This window comes from Pseudomonas sp. dw_612 (assembly GCF_018449725.1).
Classification (GTDB): Bacteria; Pseudomonadota; Gammaproteobacteria; order Pseudomonadales; family Pseudomonadaceae; genus Aquipseudomonas.
Genome location: NZ_JAAVVC010000005.1, coordinates 223,777 through 241,776 on the forward strand (window position 1 = coordinate 223,777; position 18,000 = coordinate 241,776).

Below are 18,000 nucleotides of genomic sequence, written 5' to 3' on the forward strand. Positions count from 1 at the left end.
CCGATGTCGCCCGACCGTGCCTTTCTGCTTCCGGTGTTTATGTTGGCGATCTGCCTGAGCGCCAGCGGCGCACCGCTGGACGAACCGCTAAAACCGTTGCCCGCCGTGCCGCAGCAAAATCCCCTGCGGGTCGAACTGGGTCGCCAGTTATTCAATGAACCGCGCTTGTCGGTGAATAACAGCCTGTCCTGCGCCGGTTGCCATCGGCTGGAAAGTGGCGGCGCCGACAACAAACCGTTCTCCATCGGCTTCAACGGCCAACCGGTGGCCATCAACACCCCCAGCGTGTTCAACGCCACCCTGAACTTCCGGCAGTTCTGGAATGGCCGGGCCGACACCCTGGAAACCCAGGTCCACGAAGTGGTGCAGAGCCCCAGCGAAATGGGCAGCAACTGGGAACACGTGGTGCAGACGCTGAGCGCCGACCCGGCCTATAAAAGCGCATTTGCCAACGCCTACCCGGATGGCGTCACCATGAACAACGTGCAAAACGCGTTGGCCAGCTACGAACGCACGCTGATCAGCAGCAACTCGCGCTTCGATCAGTACCTGCAAGGCAATACCGACATTCTCACCCTCGATGAAAAGTACGGTTATCAGCGCTTCAAGGACTACGGCTGCATTACCTGCCACCAAGGGGTGAACATCGGCGGCAACATGTTCCAGAAATTCGGGGTCATGGGTGACTACTTCAAAACCCGGGGCAACCCCACCGAAACCGACCTGGGACGCTATCTGGTGACCAAGGATGAAGAGGACCGCAACGTGTTCAAGGTCCCGAGTCTGCGTAACGTTGCCGTGACTGCGCCGTACTTCCACGACGCCTCGGCAAAAACCCTCGAAGAGGCGGTGGACGTGATGTTCAAGTTCCAGCTTGGCCGCGTGCCCTCGGACGATGACCAGCACCTGATCATCCTGTTTCTCAAGACCCTGACCGGTGAATGGGAGGGCAAGCCCTTATGAAAATGTCCCGCCGTCGCAGCATGGCGCTGCTCAGCCTCGTGGCCCTGGCGCTGGCCTCGATCCTGCTGTTCCTGTACCTCAAATCCAGCTCCGACCAGACCTCGACCTACACCGAATCCCGGGGCTTGATTGCGCGGATGAAACAACTCAACGCGCAGTGGGAAACCGAGATTCTCAAGGCCCGGGTCGCCATCAGCCACAACTACGATCCGCTGGTCTCGCCCCTGACCGAGATGACCCAGTTGTGGGAGCGGTTCGACAGCATGGAGTCGAACCACGGCCGCAGCGACTCGCCCGCTTGGAACACCAGCCATGATGCGTACCTGGCCGCCATCCAGGAAAAGACCCGCCTGGTGGAACAGTTCAAGTCCCATAACGCGGTGCTGCGCAACTCGCTGGCGTTTTTGCCCACCGCCGAGGACGACATCCAGCAACCCCTGACCCAAGTGGTAGATGGCGACCAACTGCAATTGCAGAACATCGCCACCGACACCTACGACTTGCTGCTCAGCGCCATGGAGTTCGCTCAGGTCACCTCGGACGACAAGGCCGCCGATATCCTCGTGGGCCTGAACAAACTGGGGGTCAATAAACTGCGCCTGCCGGAGGCGTTCCATGGTCCCATCGATATTCTGAGCAATCACATTGAGCTCATCTTGCGCGAGCAACCGATCGTCAACCGCCTGCTGGAAAACATCGAAGCCATCCCCGTGGCCGAACGCCTGGACGACATCACCAGCCTGCTGAACCAGGATCAGCAGGCGTCCGACGCGATCTATCAGCGCTATCACTTCTACATGCTGGTGTTTTCCGTGCTGCTGGTCCTGGTGCTGGTGTACCTGGCGATTCGGCTGATGCGCAGTTTCACCGAGATCAGTCGCGTCAACAAAGCGCTGCAAACGGCCAACGATGACCTGGAGTTGCGGGTCGAAGAACGCACCCGGGAACTCAAGGACACCCAGAGTGAGCTGCTCGACACCGCTCGCCAGGCCGGCATGGCCGAGATCGCCACCAACGTGTTGCACAACGTCGGCAACGTGCTCAACAGCGTGAACATCTCCGCCGACCTGGTGACCCGCAAACTGCGCAGCAGCAAGGCCTTGGGATTGGGCAAGGCGATGCAGTTGATCAACGAACACCCCGAGGACCTGGGCAGTTTCCTGAGCGAGGATGCCAAAGGCAAATTGCTGCCCGGCTACCTCAATCAACTGGTGGACGCCATCGCCCTCGAACAACAGGGCATGACCGACGAACTGGCCCAACTGACCAAAAGTGTGGATCACATCAAGGACATCGTCGCCACCCAGCAATCCTACGCGGGCGCCAACAGCCTGATGGAACCGCTGCACATCAGTGAACTGCTGGAGGATGCCCTGCGCATGAACTCCGGCGCACTGACCCGGCACCATGTCACGGTGGTCAAGGAGTACAGCGACGTCCCGCGGGTGATGGGCGACAAGCACCGCTTGCTGCTGATCCTGATCAACCTGATCAGCAACGCCAAATACGCGATGTCCGATCTCAGCGACCGTCCACGGCAGATGACTTTGGGGGTCAAAATCGTCGACGACAGCATTCTTCAAGTCAGCGTCAAGGATGACGGCGAAGGCATCCCCGAGGAAAACATGACGCGAATCTTTGCCCACGGTTTTACCACCCGCAAGGAGGGCCACGGGTTCGGCCTGCACAGCTGCGCCCTGGCCGCCATCGAGATGAACGGCCACCTCACCGCCCACAGTGACGGGCCGGGCAAAGGTGCACAGTTCACGTTGCAAATCCCCCTGAAAACCGTAGCAGGTGACGCATGAGCAACCCTTCGAATCGACGCATTTTGTTGATCGATGACACACCGTCCATTCATGTGGATTTTCGCAAGATCCTCACCCCGAACCCGGTACAGCACGTGGAACTGGATGAGATGGAAGCCACGCTGTTCGGTGCCGAAGCGAAATCCGCCAGCGCACTGTTCGAGCTGGACTCGGCCTTCGGCGGTCAGGAAGGCCTGGGCAAACTCAAATTCGCCCTGAAGGAACACCGTCCCTACGCCATGGCTTTCGTCGATATGCGCATGCCCGACGGCTGGGACGGCGCGCAAACCATCGAACACCTGTGGCAGGAAGACCCGCGCCTGCAAGTGGTGGTGTGTACCGCGTATTCCGATTATTCGTGGGATGAACTGCTGGACCGTTTGCAGGCCCACGACCGGTTGCTGATCCTGAAAAAGCCATTCGATAACATTGAAGTCCAGCAAATGGCCAATACCCTGCTGACCAAATGGGACATGACCGAACGGGCCAGCGTGCAGGTGGATCATCTGGGGCAAATGGTCGAACGCCGGACCCGGCAGTTCAAGGAAGCCAGTGTCGAGCTGCAACGGGAAATCGACGAGCGCAAACAGCTGGAATCGCAACTGGTGCAATCGGAAAAACTCGCCTCGCTGGGACAACTGGCGGCCGGCGTCGCCCATGAAATCAACAACCCCATCGGCTTCATTTCGTCCAACCTCGGTTGCCTGGACGGCTACTTCAAGCAATTGCAGGAAATGCTCGACGCCTATCGCAGTGCCGAAGAGGCGATTACCTCACCCGAGGTGATCGAGCGCCTGAATGTGCTGCGCGAACGGATCGAGCTGGAATTCCTGCGCGAAGACATTCCGCTGCTGATCAAGGAATCCAAGGACGGCATTAGCCGCGTCGGGCAGATCGTCAAGGATCTGAAGGACTTTTCTCGGGTGGACTCCAACCAGGAATGGCAGTGGGCCAATCTGCAACAGGGCATCGAATCGACGCTGAACATCGTCGCCAACGAACTCAAGTACAAGGCCGATGTGGTGAAGCAATATCAGGTGCTGCCGGAAATCGAATGCCTGCCCTCGCAAATCAATCAGGTGATCATGAACCTGATCGTCAACGCGTCCCAGGCGATTGGCACGGAACGGGGCACCATCACCCTGAGCACCGGGCTTGAAGGAGAAACGGTATGGATCGAGGTGGCCGATACGGGCTCGGGAATTGAACCGCAGACGTTGCAGAAGATCTTCGATCCGTTCTTCACCACCAAACCGATTGGCCAGGGGACTGGGCTGGGGTTGTCACTGTCGTACGGGATTGTGAAGAAGCATCACGGGGATATTTCGGTGCGCAGCGTGGTCGGGACAGGCACGACGTTCAGGGTTGAGTTGCCGGTGCACCAGACCAAACTCTCCGCCTGAACCCCGATTAATTGTGGCAATACAAATCAAATGTGGGAGCGGGCTTGCTCGCGAATGCGGTATGTCAGGCAACATCAATGTTGAATGTCAGACCGTTTTCGCGAGCAAGCCCGCTCCCACAGGGTTATGCGTAAGGCTTGGATCAGGTGGCTTCCTGGAAATCCATCTCCGGCGGCTGGCGACGGAACCCGCCGGTCAGCACCGCCAGGTACACCACGCCGATCGCCAGCCAGCTCAGGCCCAGGTAAATCGCCAGGTGATCGAGGCTGACCATCAGCCACAGGTCAGCCACCAGGCCAATGAACGGGAACACCAGGAACAGCACCAGTTCACGCGGGCCTTTTTTCTCGCCAGCGATCCAGTAATGGAAGATCACCGACAGGTTCACCATGCTGAAGGCCAGGAAGGCGCCGAAGTTGATGAACGAGGTCGAGGTGGTCACGTCGAGTTTCAGCGCCAACAATGCCACCACTGCGCACAGCAGGATGCTATTGACCGGCGTGCCGAATTTCTCATGCAAGGTGCCAAAGAACGACTTGGGCAACACGCCGTCGCGGCCCATGGCGAACAGCAACCGCGAGCCGCTGGCCTGGGCCGACAGGCCCGAGGCGAACTGGCCGACGATCAGGCCGATCAGGAAGATCGACACAAACAGGTCGCCACCGATGTTGCGCGCAATTTCGTAGGCCGCCGAGTCGACGTTGTCGAACTGGAACGACGGATGCGCCACCTGCACGAAGTACGACACGCCGACGAAAATCAAACCGCCGATCAGGGTGATCAGCATGATCGCCCGGGGAATGGTGCGGCGTGGATCGCGGGTTTCTTCGGTCAGGGTGCTGACCGCGTCAAAACCGAGGAACGAGTAACAGGCGATGGCCGCGCCGCTCATGATCAGCGGCATTTGCATGTCGCCGTTGAAGAACGGTTTGACCGTCCACAGCGGCGTGCTCGCATCGCCGACGATGTAATGGACGCACAGCACGACGAAAGCAATCAGCACCAGCGCTTGCACCAGCATCAGCAAAGCGTTGATGCCGTTGGCCAGTTTCAGGCCGACGATGTTGATCGCGCTGGTGATGCCGATGAACGCCAACACCCAGATCCACTGCGGCACGGCCGGGAACGCGGAGTTGAGGTAAGCGGCGCCGATCAGCCAGATCGCCATGGGCAAGAACAGGTAATCGAGCAATACCGCCCACCCGGCGATGAACCCGAGTTTCGGGCTGATGGCCTTGCGCACATAGCTGTAGGCCGAACCGGCGACCGGGAACGCCGCGGCCATGCGCCCGTAGCTCATGGCGGTGAAAAACATCGCCACCAGCGCCGCCAGATACGCGGCCGGGACCATGCCAGCGGTGGATTGAGCGAGGATGCCAAAAGTGCCGAGCACAATGATCGGCGTCATGTAGGCGATGCCGAACAGCACCACCGAACCCAATGACAGGGTGCGTTGTAAACGAGCCATGAGCGACTACTCCGAATTTATTAGATTTATGGCAGAGCCGAGTTCGGCAAAAATTACGTCAACGTCAAAAGCCACCCCTCACCCCAGCCCTCTCCCCAGAGGGGAGAGGGGGAAAGGGGGCAGATCTCCATGGGTTTCAAATCCTGGATTCGACTGGGTATTTCTTTTTAATCCTGGGTTCGATCGGGTGTTTCTCTCAATCCTGGGTTCGATTGGGTGTTTCTCTCAATCCTGGGTTCGATCGGGCGTTTCTCTCAATCCTGGGTTCGATCGGGTGTTTCTCTCAATCCTGGGTTCGATTGAGTGTTTCTCAATCCTGGGTTCGATCGGGCGTTTCTCTCAATCCTGGGTTCGATTGAGTGTTTCTCTCAATCCTGGGTTCGATCGGGCGTTTCTCTCAATCCTGGGTTCGATTGAGTGTTTCTCTCAATCCTGGGTTCGGTTTGGATGTTTCGATCCTGTGTTCGACTGGGTATTTCAGGTCGCAGCAAATCGTCCGGCCACCTCGGTCAGTCCCCTCTCCCCCCTGGGGAGAGGGTTAGGGTGAGGGGCGGTTCCAACTGACACACCGCTCAATATCTAGCGTCGCGGAATCAACAGCTCCCGCAACCCGCAAACATGCTCAACAATCTCCCCCGGCAACTTCAGCCGCTGATCATCCAGGTACCGATAATCCTGCCGCGCCGCCGCCAATTGGTTCAGGTCCAGCTCAACCGCGAACTGCCCCTCCTCACGCCCGGCTTCGAACAGCAAGGTACCCAACGGATCCACCAGCGCACTGCCGCCGGCAAACAACAACCCGCCATCCCCTGCTTCCACGCGGTTGACCATCAGCGCAAACGCCTGGTTTTCCTGGGCGCGGGCCATGATCGCGGTGCGGTGGGTCGGGCCATACGGATCCATGTTGCCGTTGGTGACGATCAGCACTTCAGCGCCCAGTTGCGCCAGGGCGCGGGCGGTTTCGGGGAATTCGATGTCGTAGCAAATCAGCAGACCGACCCGCACACCGTTCCACAAACACGTGGCGTAACGGTCACCGGGCTCGTAGACGCCACGGTCCGAGGCCCACAAATGCGTCTTGCGATAACGCAGGGCAATGCCTTCGGGGGTAATCAGCAGCGTGGTGTTGTAGAAACGGCCGTTGTCGTTCTCGGCCATGCCCACCACCACGGCGATATTGCGTTCGCGGGCGGCGGCGATCACGGCGCTGACGGTCGGGCCGTCCAGCGGCTCGGCGACCTGGGCCACAGATTCTTCCGAGGGAAAGCCCATCAAGTGGCCTTCCGGGAACATAATCAGCTGCGTATCAGCGGCGCTGGCGGCAATCGCGACCAGGGCGCGTTCAAGGTTGTAAGCCGTGTCGTTGTCACGGCCCGCCAATTGGGCGAGTTCGACCTTCATGGGTATTCCTTATTCTCGTGGCCGGGCGGCAGAAAGATTGCCCGGCCGGTGTCTGTGCGCCAGTATGCGCAGCAAGTAACCGGCCAGGGAATTACGCGGCCGGGGTAACCCGATAGGGGTAGACGCATGACACTTTCGCTGGATGACATCGCCTGGCACCGCTCGGTGGGGCAACTGATCGACGCCCTCGACAAGCCGAATTTCTGGACGCAACTGGTCCGGTTGCTGGATCAATACGTGGATTTCGACAGCTGGGTGGTGCTGCTTTTCAGCGCGGACCAACACCCGCAGGTGTTCGCCGAATGCCCCGGCGAGGACGGCAGCCCCGATCAACTGTTCCAGGATTACCTGCGCGGCTTGTACCTGCTCGACCCGTTCTACATCGCCTGCCGCGAACAATCGCGCACCGGGCTGTATCGCCTGTCGGAAGTCGCGCCCGAACACTTTGAGCTGACCGAGTATTACCAGCGCTACTTTCGTCTGAATGTGGTGGCCGACGAAATCCAGTTCAATTGCCAGCTCGAAGGCGAGCGCACGCTGTGCCTGTCGTTGGGCAGCAAGCAGCGTTTCAGTGGCCAGCAGATTGCGTTGCTGTCGCTGATCCAGCCGTGGGTGTTGGGCCTGCTACGCCAGCGCCTGCCCTATGAAATCAACGAAGTCGTGGCCCTGGCCCCCGCGCCACCGCAGGTCGACTGGCGGGTGCAGCTGGAAGCCTCGGTGCAGCAACTCAAAGGCGCGCAACTGACCGCTCGAGAACTGGACGTCGGGCGCCTGATGCTCAGCGGTTGCTCCAGTAAAGAAATCGCCCGTAAGCTGGAAATCTCCGTAGAAACCGTGAAAGTCCATAAGAAACACATGTACAGCAAACTGGGGATCAAATCCCAGTCCGAGCTGTTTTCGATATTCCTGCAGGCCCAAAATGCCTGATTGCCCAGTGGGCTGCTTTTCTGTGGGAGCGGGCTTGCTCGCGAAAGCGGTATGTCAGACAACATCAATGTTGAATGTGATGGCCTCTTCGCGAGCAAGCCCGCTCCCACAGGGAAATGTGTATCCAGGCAAAGCACTGCGCTAAAACAACCGAGTCCGAACCCAAGGAAACCGTATGAGCCTGTCCCTCCTGAGCCGCTACGCCTTCTTTGCTGCCTGCGTGATTTTCACCCTCGCCAGCCTGCCCTTTCTGGAACACGACTGGCTCTGGCCGATCACCGCCGTCACCGGCATTCTCAGCCTGATCGGCCTGTTCGACCTGCTGCAAAGCCCCCACGCGGTGCGGCGCAACTACCCGATCCTCGGCAACATTCGTTATCTGGTCGAAGGCATTCGCCCGGAAATCCGCCAGTACCTGCTCGAATCCGACAGCGACGCCCTGCCCTTCTCCCGGGCCCAGCGTTCACTGGTCTATTCCCGGGCGAAGAATGAAAGCGCCGACAAGCCGTTCGGCACGCTGATCGATGTGTATCAGTCAGGTTTCGAATTTATCGGCCACTCCATGCGCCCGGCGCCGTTGAGCGATCCGAGCGGTTTTCGCGTAACGGTCGGTGGCCCGCAGTGCACCCAGCCGTATTCGGCGTCGGTGTTCAACATTTCGGCCATGAGCTTCGGCTCCCTGAGCGCCAACGCCATTCGCGCGTTGAACCAGGGCGCCAAGCTCGGCAACTTCGCCCATGACACCGGCGAAGGCAGCATCAGCGCCTATCACCGGGAAAACGGCGGCGACCTGACCTGGGAACTCGGCAGCGGCTACTTCGGCTGCCGCACCGCCGACGGCCGTTTCGACCCGGAACGCTTTGCCGCCCAGGCGCAAACCCCGCAAGTGCGGATGATCGAAATCAAGATGAGCCAAGGCGCCAAACCCGGCCACGGCGGCATCCTGCCCAAGCACAAAGTCACCCAGGAAATCGCTGAAACCCGCGGCATCATGATGGGCGAAGACTGCATCTCGCCGTCACGCCACAGCGCGTTTTCCACGCCAATCGAACTGATGCACTTCATCCAGCAACTGCGTGAACTGTCCGGCGGTAAACCGGTGGGCTTCAAGTTCTGCCTGGGTCACCCGTGGGAATTCATGGGCATCGCCAAAGCCATGCTGGAAACCGGCATCCTCCCCGACTTTATCGTCGTCGACGGCAAGGAAGGCGGGACCGGCGCTGCACCGGTGGAATTCACCGACCACATTGGCGTGCCGATGCGCGAAGGCTTGCTGTTCGTGCACAACACCCTGGTGGGCCTGAACCTGCGCGACAAAATCAAACTCGGCGCCAGCGGCAAAATCGTCAGCGCCTTCGACATCGCCAGCGTCCTGGCCATCGGCGCCGATTGGGCCAACTCGGCACGCGGCTTCATGTTCGCCATCGGCTGCATCCAGTCGCAAAGCTGCCACACCAACAAATGCCCGACCGGCGTCGCCACCCAGGACACCCTGCGCCAACGCGCGTTGGTGGTGCCGGACAAGGCGCAGCGCGTGTTCAACTTCCACCGCAATACACTCAAAGCCCTGGCTGAGATGTTGGCGGCGGCCGGGCTGGATCATCCGTCACAGTTGTCGGCCAAGCACCTGGTACGGCGCATGTCGGCGACTGAGATCAAGCTGTTCTCGCAGTTGCATGTGTTTTTGAAACCGGGGGAGTTGTTGACCGGGGAAGTGAATGGCGAGTTTTACTCGCGGATGTGGCAGATGGCTCGGGCGGATAGTTTTGAGCCTAATGAGTTGGCTGTCGCGTAAGGCGTCCTGGAATGCCAGCCTCATGGGGGGCTGGCACCTTGTCCTGCGTCGCCGTCGCAGGTGTTGTTCAAACTGAAATCATGCCCCTATGCCGTCTACTGTCAGAAATCACAGGTCGGCATCTGTTCCAGATAAACGGTCACCATTGCAGTTCGGTGATCGGCCTCGGTTCTTTCATCACGATAAATCCGTAATCCCCCAGCAGATAGATGCGGTAGTACTGACTGTCCACTAACGGCACGAACCCTTGATAACCGACCCGTGTCGCATTGCGCCGCTCGCGCTCGGCCACCACGTTGGTGATGCCGGCCTTTGGCAGGTTCTCGGCGAGCATGTAGTAATCGGTGTTCAGCAAATAGCGCAGCACCGGCAGGTGTTTGAATGAACCCGCAGCGCCGACCAGCCAGTGATCGGAGTAGCTCACCGACATATAAATCCGTTTGGCATCGCGCAGGGCTGGCCGCGAAGCGATGTCGTAGCTCAGGGCATTCAGCGCGGTGGTGACGAAGGTTTTCTGCAAGGTCAGCACCCGGCCGTAGGCGAAGGACAGGGAAAGCATCGCCAGCAGCGGGATCACCAGCAGGAACGGAAGTCGTTGATGCACGGACGCCAACACCAAATGGCTGAGGTAGAACAGCAGCACCAGCACCACGGAAAACCCCATCAAGGTCCGGGCGCCTTCATTGAAGTCGCGGAAAAACAGCGCGGCGCCAGGCACCAGCAGCACCACGAGCGGCAGCATCAACACGCACAGAACACCGACTACGGCGTGCTTCAGCGCCGTTTCCTGACGTTCAAACAAACGTCGCCCGAGGCAAACGCTGCCGGCAATGGCACACAGCAACAACCCCGCGAACACCCAACCGAAGCCATCGTGAAACAGCAACATGACCTTTTCCAGCACCCGCGCCGCGTTGGTTTCGATTTGCAGCAGTGGCGCCGCCCCCCAGTCCAACAACAGAGTGCGATGCTGATTCATGTAGGCACCCGCCGTGGCGAAGTAGATCAACCAGGCGAGCGCCACCTGTGCGGCTTTCCAGCCGATCAGTTGCCACCACTGCGGCCAGGGCAGTTTGGCACTCGCGGCACGCAACAATTCCAGACCACACAGCCCGATAAACACATTGATGCTGACCTGATACAGCCCCAGGCCCAGGGCAATCAGCAACGCCGGAACGACCAGTTGTTGCACCCGGGAAACACTGCGAAAGGTAATCGCGAAAATCACTGCCACCAGACTCAGGGCCATGGCCGGCCCGTCGTATTGATACGACAGGTTTTGCAGGAAGAACGGGTTGTACCAGAACGCGAGCACCACCAGGCAATGGCTCAGCGTCGGCTCGGCAAAGTAGTGGAAAGTCAGACGGGTCAATGCCCAGGCCATCGCCAGCGTGGCGATCAGCAAAGGCAGGGGGAAGATGTTCGGCGCAGCGCCGGAAAAGGTCAGCCCGTTGAAAAACAGCTGGGTGAACAAGCGGCCCTCCCCCGACCAGCCCATGCCGGCGGCCAGTGAGCGCCAGCTGTCATCGATGTAGGGATAGTCCGCGAGGATCAGTGGCAGGACGTAGGCAAAGGTCGCCAACAGAAAACACAGCCAGACTCGCCGGCCGCCGAGTTCTCTGTCGAGCCAATCGCCCATCCGCATGTCGGTGCCCCTTCGGGTACTACGTTTAACCCGTGAAGCTTTGATCCTGCCGCGATGCATTCATCCCGTGTTTAAGACGGGCGGTGATGCGGGGCAATATCCCGTAATATCCCGGTTTTGCAATTACCGGCCAACCGCGCCACCCTGCGGGCCGCCGATGTGCGGCGCGCAACCTTTTGCGCCGCGTAACGCTCCTTACTCAACACCCGTTCAAGAGCCCTCAGCCATGACGTCTGATCGCGATCACCGAATCGACTTTTTTCGCGGCCTGGCGCTGATCTTCATTTTCTGGGATCACGTGCCGCACAACCCGCTGGGCCAAATCACCCCGCGCAATTTCGGCTTCAGCGATGCGGCGGAAATTTTCGTGTTTCTGGCCGGCGTGGCGGCGGTGCTGGCCTACGGCAAGATCCTCAAGCGTGACGGTTATCTGATCGCCTGCGTGAAAATCCTGCGCCGCGCCTGGGTGCTCTACGTGGTGCATATCTTCTTGCTGGCGATGCTGATGGGCATCGTGTTTTTCGCCAACAGCCACGTTGAAACCCGGGATCTGGTGGAGGAAATGGGCCTGCATCACTTCATCACCAATCCCCAGCAAGCGTTGACGGATGAGTTGCTGCTGCGTTTCAAACCCAACCTGATGGACCCGCTGCCGCTGTACATCGTGCTGCTGGCGGGTTTGCCGCTGGTGCTGCCATTGCTGTTGCGCGCGCCATGGGCGGTGGTGGCGGTGTCGTTGACGGTGTACCTGCTGGCGCCGAGATTGGGCTGGAACCTGGCCGCCATCAAGGACGGCGTGTGGTACTTCAACCCGGTCACCTGGCAATTGCTGTTTGTGCTCGGTGGCGCGGTGGCGGTGCTTGGGCAGCGGCCGCGACTGCCCGACACCCGTGCGCTGATGCGCCAGACGTTGTTTGTCAGTGCGTTGGTGTACTCGGTGTTCGCCGGGGTGCTCACGATCGCCTGGCGCTGGCCGGAAATCCACTATGCGCTGATGCCGGCGTGGTTGAGCAATTTGCTGTACCCGATCAGCAAGACCGATCTGTCACCGGTGCGACTGGTGCATTTCCTGGCGCTGGCCTACGTCACCGCCAAGCTGTTGCCGGATAACGGCTGGACGCAAAACTGGCTGGCGCAACAGAGTTGTCGCATGGGGCGCTATTCGCTGGAAATCTTCTGCCTGGGCGTACTGCTGGCGCCCTTGGCGGACATGATCAATGCCATGACCGACGATGCCTTTGCCATGCAGATTTTCACCGCGCTGGTGGGGGCCGGGTTGATGGCGTTGCTGGGGGCCTGGCTGGATTTCAATAAGCGCCTCATGCGGCCGGTTTCGGTGGTGCCTGCTTAAAGTCAAAAGATCGCAGCCTTCGGCAGCGCCCAAAGGCGCGTAGGAGCTGCCGAAGGCTGCGATCTTTTGATCCTCAAAAACAAAAAAGCCCCGGCCAATTGACCAGGGCTTTTGCATTTCAAACGCTACACACTCAAGAAGCCGAACGCACCGCGCCTTGCGTCACGTTGGTCGGTTGCAACTTGAACACATAGAACAACACCGTCAGCAGCACCAGGAACGCAGGCCCCACATACAGCGCCACGCGGGTGTCCGGGAAGTACGCCATCAGCCCAACCACCAGCACCAAAAACGCCAGCGCCAGATAAGAACTGACCGGGTACAGCCACATCTTGTATTTCAGGCCGGCCCGTTCGCTGGCGCTCAGGCCTTTGCGGAATTTGAGCTGGGCCAGCAGGATCATCACCCAGGTCCAGATCGCGCCGAAGGTGGCAATCGCCGTCACCCAGACGAAAACTTTTTCCGGGACCATGTAGTTGAGCAGCACACCCAGCAACAACACGAAGATCGACAGCAGCAACGCGCGACGCGGCACGCCATTGCTTGAGGTTGTGGCGAAACCGGCCGGAGCCTGGCCGTTCTGCGCCAGGCTGTAGAGCATGCGCCCGGTGCTGAAGATGCCGCCGTTGCAGGACGACAGCGCCGCCGTGATCACCACGAAGTTGATGATGCCGGCAGCGGTCTTGATGCCCAGACGTTCGAAGGTCATCACGAACGGACTGCCCTGGGTGCCGATTTCGTTCCACGGGTAGATCGACAGGATCACGAACAGCGCACCGACGTAGAACAACAGAATCCGCCAGAACACCGAGCCGATCGCATTGGGAATGGTTTTCTGCGGGTTCTTCGCTTCACCGGCGGTCAGGCCGATCATCTCGACGCCGAGGTAGGCGAACATCACCATTTGCAGGGACATCAGCACGCCTTGCACGCCGTTGGGCATGAAACCGCCGTGGGCCCACAGGTTGGAAATTCCCAACGCCACGCCATCATTGCCGAAGCCGAACGCGATCACGCCGATACCGCCGACGACCATGGCGATGATGGTGACGATCTTGATCAGGGCGAACCAGAATTCGAATTCGCCGAAGGCTTTCACCGCGATCAGGTTGATGGTGCCCATGCTGATGAGTGCCGACAACGCCCAGATCCAGCGCGGCACTTCGGGAAACCAGACGCCCATGTACACCGCCACGGCGGTGATTTCCGCAACGCAGGTCACCAGCCATAGGAACCAGTAATTCCAACCCGTGAGGAAGCCGGCCAACGGGCCTAGATAGTCTTGAGCGTAACGGCTGAACGAGCCGGCGACCGGGTTGTGCACGGCCATCTCGCCGAGGGCGCGCATGATCACCAGGATCGCCAGGCCGCCGATGATGTAGGAAAGCATGATCGCCGGGCCGGCCATTTCGATGGCCTTGGCCGAACCGAGGAACAGGCCGACGCCGATACAGGCACCGAGTGCCATCAAGCGAATGTGCCGTTCGCCCAGTTCGCGTTTGAGCGGGCCGCCCTGAGCGGTCTCGCCTTGGGGCAGATGATTGCCTGCTGGCATGGGGTACAACCTCGTCTTGTTATTGGAAGACCGCCGAGTGTCGAAGCGCCGACGGATAGCCGTTGCTTACCTGAAACCGGACCTGCCTTTTGGGCAAACCCGTCTTGTAGGACAAAACCTGCAAGATCAGCGGGGCGTGCAGTATAAAAAGCTTCGGACAGGGCTTTTCACTCTATAAACCACAACATTCAGCCAGAACTCTCGCTAAAAGCGCGGTTTACGGAGGGGCATTACCTGGGTTTTGCAGGATTATTCGCAGTCGAAACGACGGAGAGTATTGCACGGTAATGGTGCGTCGTCATGCTTGGACAAAGGTCGGATTTACCACCTCGAGGCTTCTATTTCAGCTATTACAGAGTTTGCAAGCCTTACCCCTGTAGGAGCAAAGCTTGCTCGCGATAGCGGTTTTACATTCGATAGATCCATCGGCTGCACGACCGCCATCGCGAGCAAGCTTTGCTCCTACATACGATTTCGATATTTCTCTATTCACAATTTTTTCATCATCGCTAACCACCGACTAAGCTTCAGACAAGTCCGATCAATCTGCGTGAATGGATCAGTCGACTATGGGCGCGTTATGGCAATCCGATTCGAGTAAAACCGTGGTTCCGACTGAACGTGTGGATGATGCGCCTTTACCTGAAAAACCCCGTCGTACCAAGCACGGCTGGAAGGCGTTCTGGTTGCTGCTGCTGATTATCCTGGTCGTGCTGGGCCTGGCCGCCGCCAAGGAAATGCGTACCTCAAAGTTTCAGGCCCGGGAAGTCAGCAAATTTGCCGCGTCCCTGAGTTATGACGTGCAACCCGGCCCCAGCGATGCGATTCGCTATCCTGGTGCCGGTCCGTTTGATTTGCGCCTGGGTTATAGCGCCATGGGCGACTTTCTGCCCCGGCTGCTCAAGCGCAATTATGTGATTGCCTCGCAAACCCGCTTCTCCCCGGCGCTGATGAAGTACAGCGACCGGGGCTTTTTCGTGCCCTATGCGGAAAAAATCCAGGCTGGGCTGTCGATCACCGATTGCAGGGCGGCGCCGCTCTACCAGTTCAATTACCCGCAACAGCTCTACTCCAGTTTCGAGTCGATCCCGCCGGTGGTGGTCAACAGCTTGCTGTTCATCGAAAACCGCTTCCTGCTCGACCCCAGACAGCCCCTGGCCAACCCGGCCGTGGACTGGCCTCGGTTCGGCATGGCCGCGTGGTCACAGGTGGCCAAATTGATGCACTTGCCGGGGCAGTCGGCCGGCGGCAGCACCCTGGCGACACAACTGGAAAAGTATCGCCACTCTCCTGACGGCTTGACCGTGTCCGGCGCGGAGAAAATCCGGCAGATGATTTCCGCCAGCGTGCGCGCCTATCAGGGCGGGCCGCAAACCCTGGAGGCGCGGCAGAATGTGGTACGCGACTACCTCAACAGCGTGCCACTGTCGGCCGTGCCCGGCCACGGTGAAGTGCACGGCATGGCCGAGGGTTTGCGCGTGTGGTACGGCGCCGATTTCAACAAGGCCAATGAAACACTGGCCAGCACCGCCACGGATCCAAAAACCATGGCCGCAAAAGGCTTGGCGCTGCGAGAAATGCTGTCGCTGATGATCGCCCAGCGCCGCCCTTCGCACTACCTGACCAAGGGCCACGAAGAACTGGCCGACCTCACCGACAGCCACATTCGCCTGCTCGCCCAGAACAACGTCATCGATGCTCAATTCGCCGCTGCGGCACTGGCCAGTAAAGTCACCTACCGCGACTGGCTGACTCAACCGACCATCCAGCCGATCGAAACCAATAAAGGCATCAGCACCGCCCGCAGTCGGTTGGCGTCGATGCTCAACCGTCCGCTGTACGACCTCGACCGCCTCGACCTGTCGGCCACCAGTACCTTGCAAAGTGAGTTGCAGGCCCAGGCCACCGAATACCTCAAGCACCTGGCCGACCCGGCTTTCGCCGGGCAGATCGGCCTGATCGGCGAACGCTTGCTGACGCCGACCAGCACCACCCAGGTTCGCTACAGCTTCACCCTGTTCGAACTGACCCCGGACGGTTCCCGCGTTCGGGTGCAGACCGACAGCACCGACCAACCCTTCGACATCAACGAAGGCAGCAAACTGGAATTGGGCTCTACCGCGAAGATGCGGGTGCTGACCACGTACCTGCAGATCATTTCCGAGCTGCACGACAAATTCGCTGACAAAACCGTCGCCGAGCTGAAAAAAACCGACGTCCCGGATCAGGATCGCCTGAGCCGCTGGGTCGTCGATTACCTGATCCAGAACACCGACCGTAGCCTGCCGAAAATGCTTGGCGCCGCGCTGGATCGCAAATACTCGGCCAGCCCCGGCGAAGCGTTTTTCACCGGTGGCGGCTTGCACGTGTTCCATAACTTCCGCAATGAAGACAATGGCCGCATACCGACCTTGCGCGATGCCATCCGTGAGTCGATCAACCTGCCGTTCATCCGGCTGATGCGTGACATCGTGCGCTATACCACCTATTCCGGCCCCAACAACAGCGCCGAGTTGCTCAAGGACGACCGCGACCCTCGGCGTCAGGAATACCTGGCGTCGTTCGCCGACAAGGAAGGCACGTCGTTCCTGCTCAAGTTCTGGAAAAAATACCGGAACAAGGACACTCAGGCGCAGCTCGATACCTTCCTCGACAGCATGCGCCCGACCCCGATCCGCATGGCCGCCGTGCATCGTTATCTCTACCCGGACGCTGAACAGGCCGCCTTCAACACCTTTGTGCGCGCGCACCTCAAAGGCGCCAAGCTCACCGAGAAACTCACCGACGAGCGCCTGGAGCGCCTCTACCTGAGCTACGGCCCAGGCTCGTATGACCTGCCGGACCAGGGCTTCATCGCCAAGGTCCACCCACTGGAGTTGTGGTTGATCGGCCACCTGCTGACCCACCCGGATGCCAAGTGGAGCGAAATTGTCAAAGCCAGCCAGTTCGAACGCCAGGAGGTCTATAGCTGGCTGTTCAAAAGCAAACACAAGGGCGCTCGCGACAGTCGCATTCGCACCATGCTCGAGATAGAAGCGTTCCTCGATATTCACCAGCGCTGGCAGAAAGTCGGCTACCCGTTCGACCACCTGGTGCCGTCGCTGGCCACCGCCATCGGCAGTTCCGGCGACCGGCCGGCGGCGTTGGCCGAACTGATCGGCACCATCCTCAACGATGGCGTGCGCATGCCCACCCTGCGCATCGACAGCCTGCACTTCGCGGCCAATACGCCATATGAAACCCAAGTCATCAACGACCCGAACGTCGGCAAACGGGTGATGCCTTCAGAAGTGGCCACGGCCATGCGCGAAGCCTTGTCCCAAGTGGTGGACGCCGGCACGGCGAAACGGGTGTCGGGCAGTTTCAAACTGCCGGACGGCACACCGCTGGCGATGGGCGGCAAGACCGGCACCGGGGATAACCGTATCGAAGCCATCGGCTCCGGTGGGCGAATCCTCAGTTCAAAATCGATCAACCGCACCGCGACGTTCGTGTTCTATATCGGCGATCACCACTTCGGCACCCTGACCGCGTTTGTGCCGGGTCGCTCTGCGGAAACATTTAAATTCACTTCAGCCCTGCCAGTGCAGGTGCTCAAGGGCATGGCGCCGATTCTGACGCCTTATTTGCAGCCGGGTCGCAACACCGAATGCCTGGCACCGGTGGTCGTGCAGCGATAAGGCT

General features: G+C 59.6%; 11 protein-coding genes. 7 read left to right on the forward strand and 4 right to left on the reverse strand.

Annotated elements, in window-relative coordinates; translation table 11 throughout:
• Window positions 1–3: 3 nt before the first annotated feature.
• From HB680_RS10445 to HB680_RS10455, 3 genes are read left to right on the forward strand one after another with little or no spacing between them, the layout of a single operon-like run.
• Complete coding sequence (locus HB680_RS10445) at window positions 4–963, forward strand: cytochrome c peroxidase (protein WP_213938388.1); 960 nt, start codon at window positions 4–6, stop codon at window positions 961–963.
• Window positions 960–2,771: a DAHL domain-containing protein gene (locus HB680_RS10450; RefSeq protein ID WP_213938389.1), complete on the forward strand. Its 1,812-nt coding sequence runs from the start codon at window positions 960–962 to the stop codon at window positions 2,769–2,771. Before HB680_RS10445 ends, HB680_RS10450 begins: the two co-directional genes overlap by 4 nt.
• The gene (locus HB680_RS10455; RefSeq protein ID WP_213938390.1) at window positions 2,768–4,174 is read left to right on the forward strand and encodes an ATP-binding protein; all 1,407 of its coding nucleotides are present in this window, start codon (window positions 2,768–2,770) and stop codon (window positions 4,172–4,174) included. The genes HB680_RS10450 and HB680_RS10455 overlap by 4 nt, the downstream gene beginning before the upstream one ends.
• Window positions 4,175–4,316: 142 nt before the next feature.
• On the opposite strand, the gene HB680_RS10460 is transcribed toward HB680_RS10455, so the two are convergent.
• Complete coding sequence (locus tag HB680_RS10460; RefSeq protein ID WP_213938391.1) at window positions 4,317–5,642, reverse strand: APC family permease; 1,326 nt, start codon at window positions 5,640–5,642, stop codon at window positions 4,317–4,319.
• A gap of 579 nt (window positions 5,643–6,221) precedes the next feature.
• Window positions 6,222–7,043: a carbon-nitrogen hydrolase family protein gene (locus HB680_RS10465; protein WP_213938392.1), complete on the reverse strand. Its 822-nt coding sequence runs from the start codon at window positions 7,041–7,043 to the stop codon at window positions 6,222–6,224.
• 126 nt (window positions 7,044–7,169) lie between these two features.
• Here HB680_RS10465 and HB680_RS10470 point away from each other — a divergent pair, with 126 nt between their 5' ends.
• Entirely contained in the window at window positions 7,170–7,970 is an 801-nt protein-coding gene (locus HB680_RS10470) for a LuxR C-terminal-related transcriptional regulator (protein WP_213938393.1), read from the forward strand.
• 175 nt (window positions 7,971–8,145) lie between these two features.
• The gene (locus HB680_RS10475; protein ID WP_213938394.1) at window positions 8,146–9,765 is read left to right on the forward strand and encodes an FMN-binding glutamate synthase family protein; all 1,620 of its coding nucleotides are present in this window, start codon (window positions 8,146–8,148) and stop codon (window positions 9,763–9,765) included.
• Window positions 9,766–9,904: 139 nt separating this feature from the next.
• Here HB680_RS10475 and HB680_RS10480 read toward each other — a convergent pair whose 3' ends face one another.
• Window positions 9,905–11,410 carry a glucosyltransferase domain-containing protein gene (locus tag HB680_RS10480; protein WP_256735500.1) on the reverse strand — a complete coding sequence of 502 codons (1,506 nt, stop codon included), beginning with the start codon at window positions 11,408–11,410 and terminating at the stop codon, window positions 9,905–9,907.
• Between the two features lie 226 nt (window positions 11,411–11,636).
• On the opposite strand from HB680_RS10480, the gene HB680_RS10485 reads away from it, so the two are divergent.
• The gene (locus HB680_RS10485) at window positions 11,637–12,761 is read left to right on the forward strand and encodes an OpgC domain-containing protein (protein WP_213938395.1); all 1,125 of its coding nucleotides are present in this window, start codon (window positions 11,637–11,639) and stop codon (window positions 12,759–12,761) included.
• A 133-nt stretch (window positions 12,762–12,894) separates the two neighbouring features.
• On the opposite strand, the gene HB680_RS10490 is transcribed toward HB680_RS10485, so the two are convergent.
• Window positions 12,895–14,316 carry an amino acid permease gene (locus HB680_RS10490; protein WP_213938396.1) on the reverse strand — a complete coding sequence of 474 codons (1,422 nt, stop codon included), beginning with the start codon at window positions 14,314–14,316 and terminating at the stop codon, window positions 12,895–12,897.
• Between the two features lie 569 nt (window positions 14,317–14,885).
• On the opposite strand from HB680_RS10490, the gene HB680_RS10495 reads away from it, so the two are divergent.
• Window positions 14,886–17,996 carry a transglycosylase domain-containing protein gene (locus tag HB680_RS10495; RefSeq protein WP_213938397.1) on the forward strand — a complete coding sequence of 1,037 codons (3,111 nt, stop codon included), beginning with the start codon at window positions 14,886–14,888 and terminating at the stop codon, window positions 17,994–17,996.
• The last annotated feature ends 4 nt before the right edge of the window (window positions 17,997–18,000 follow it).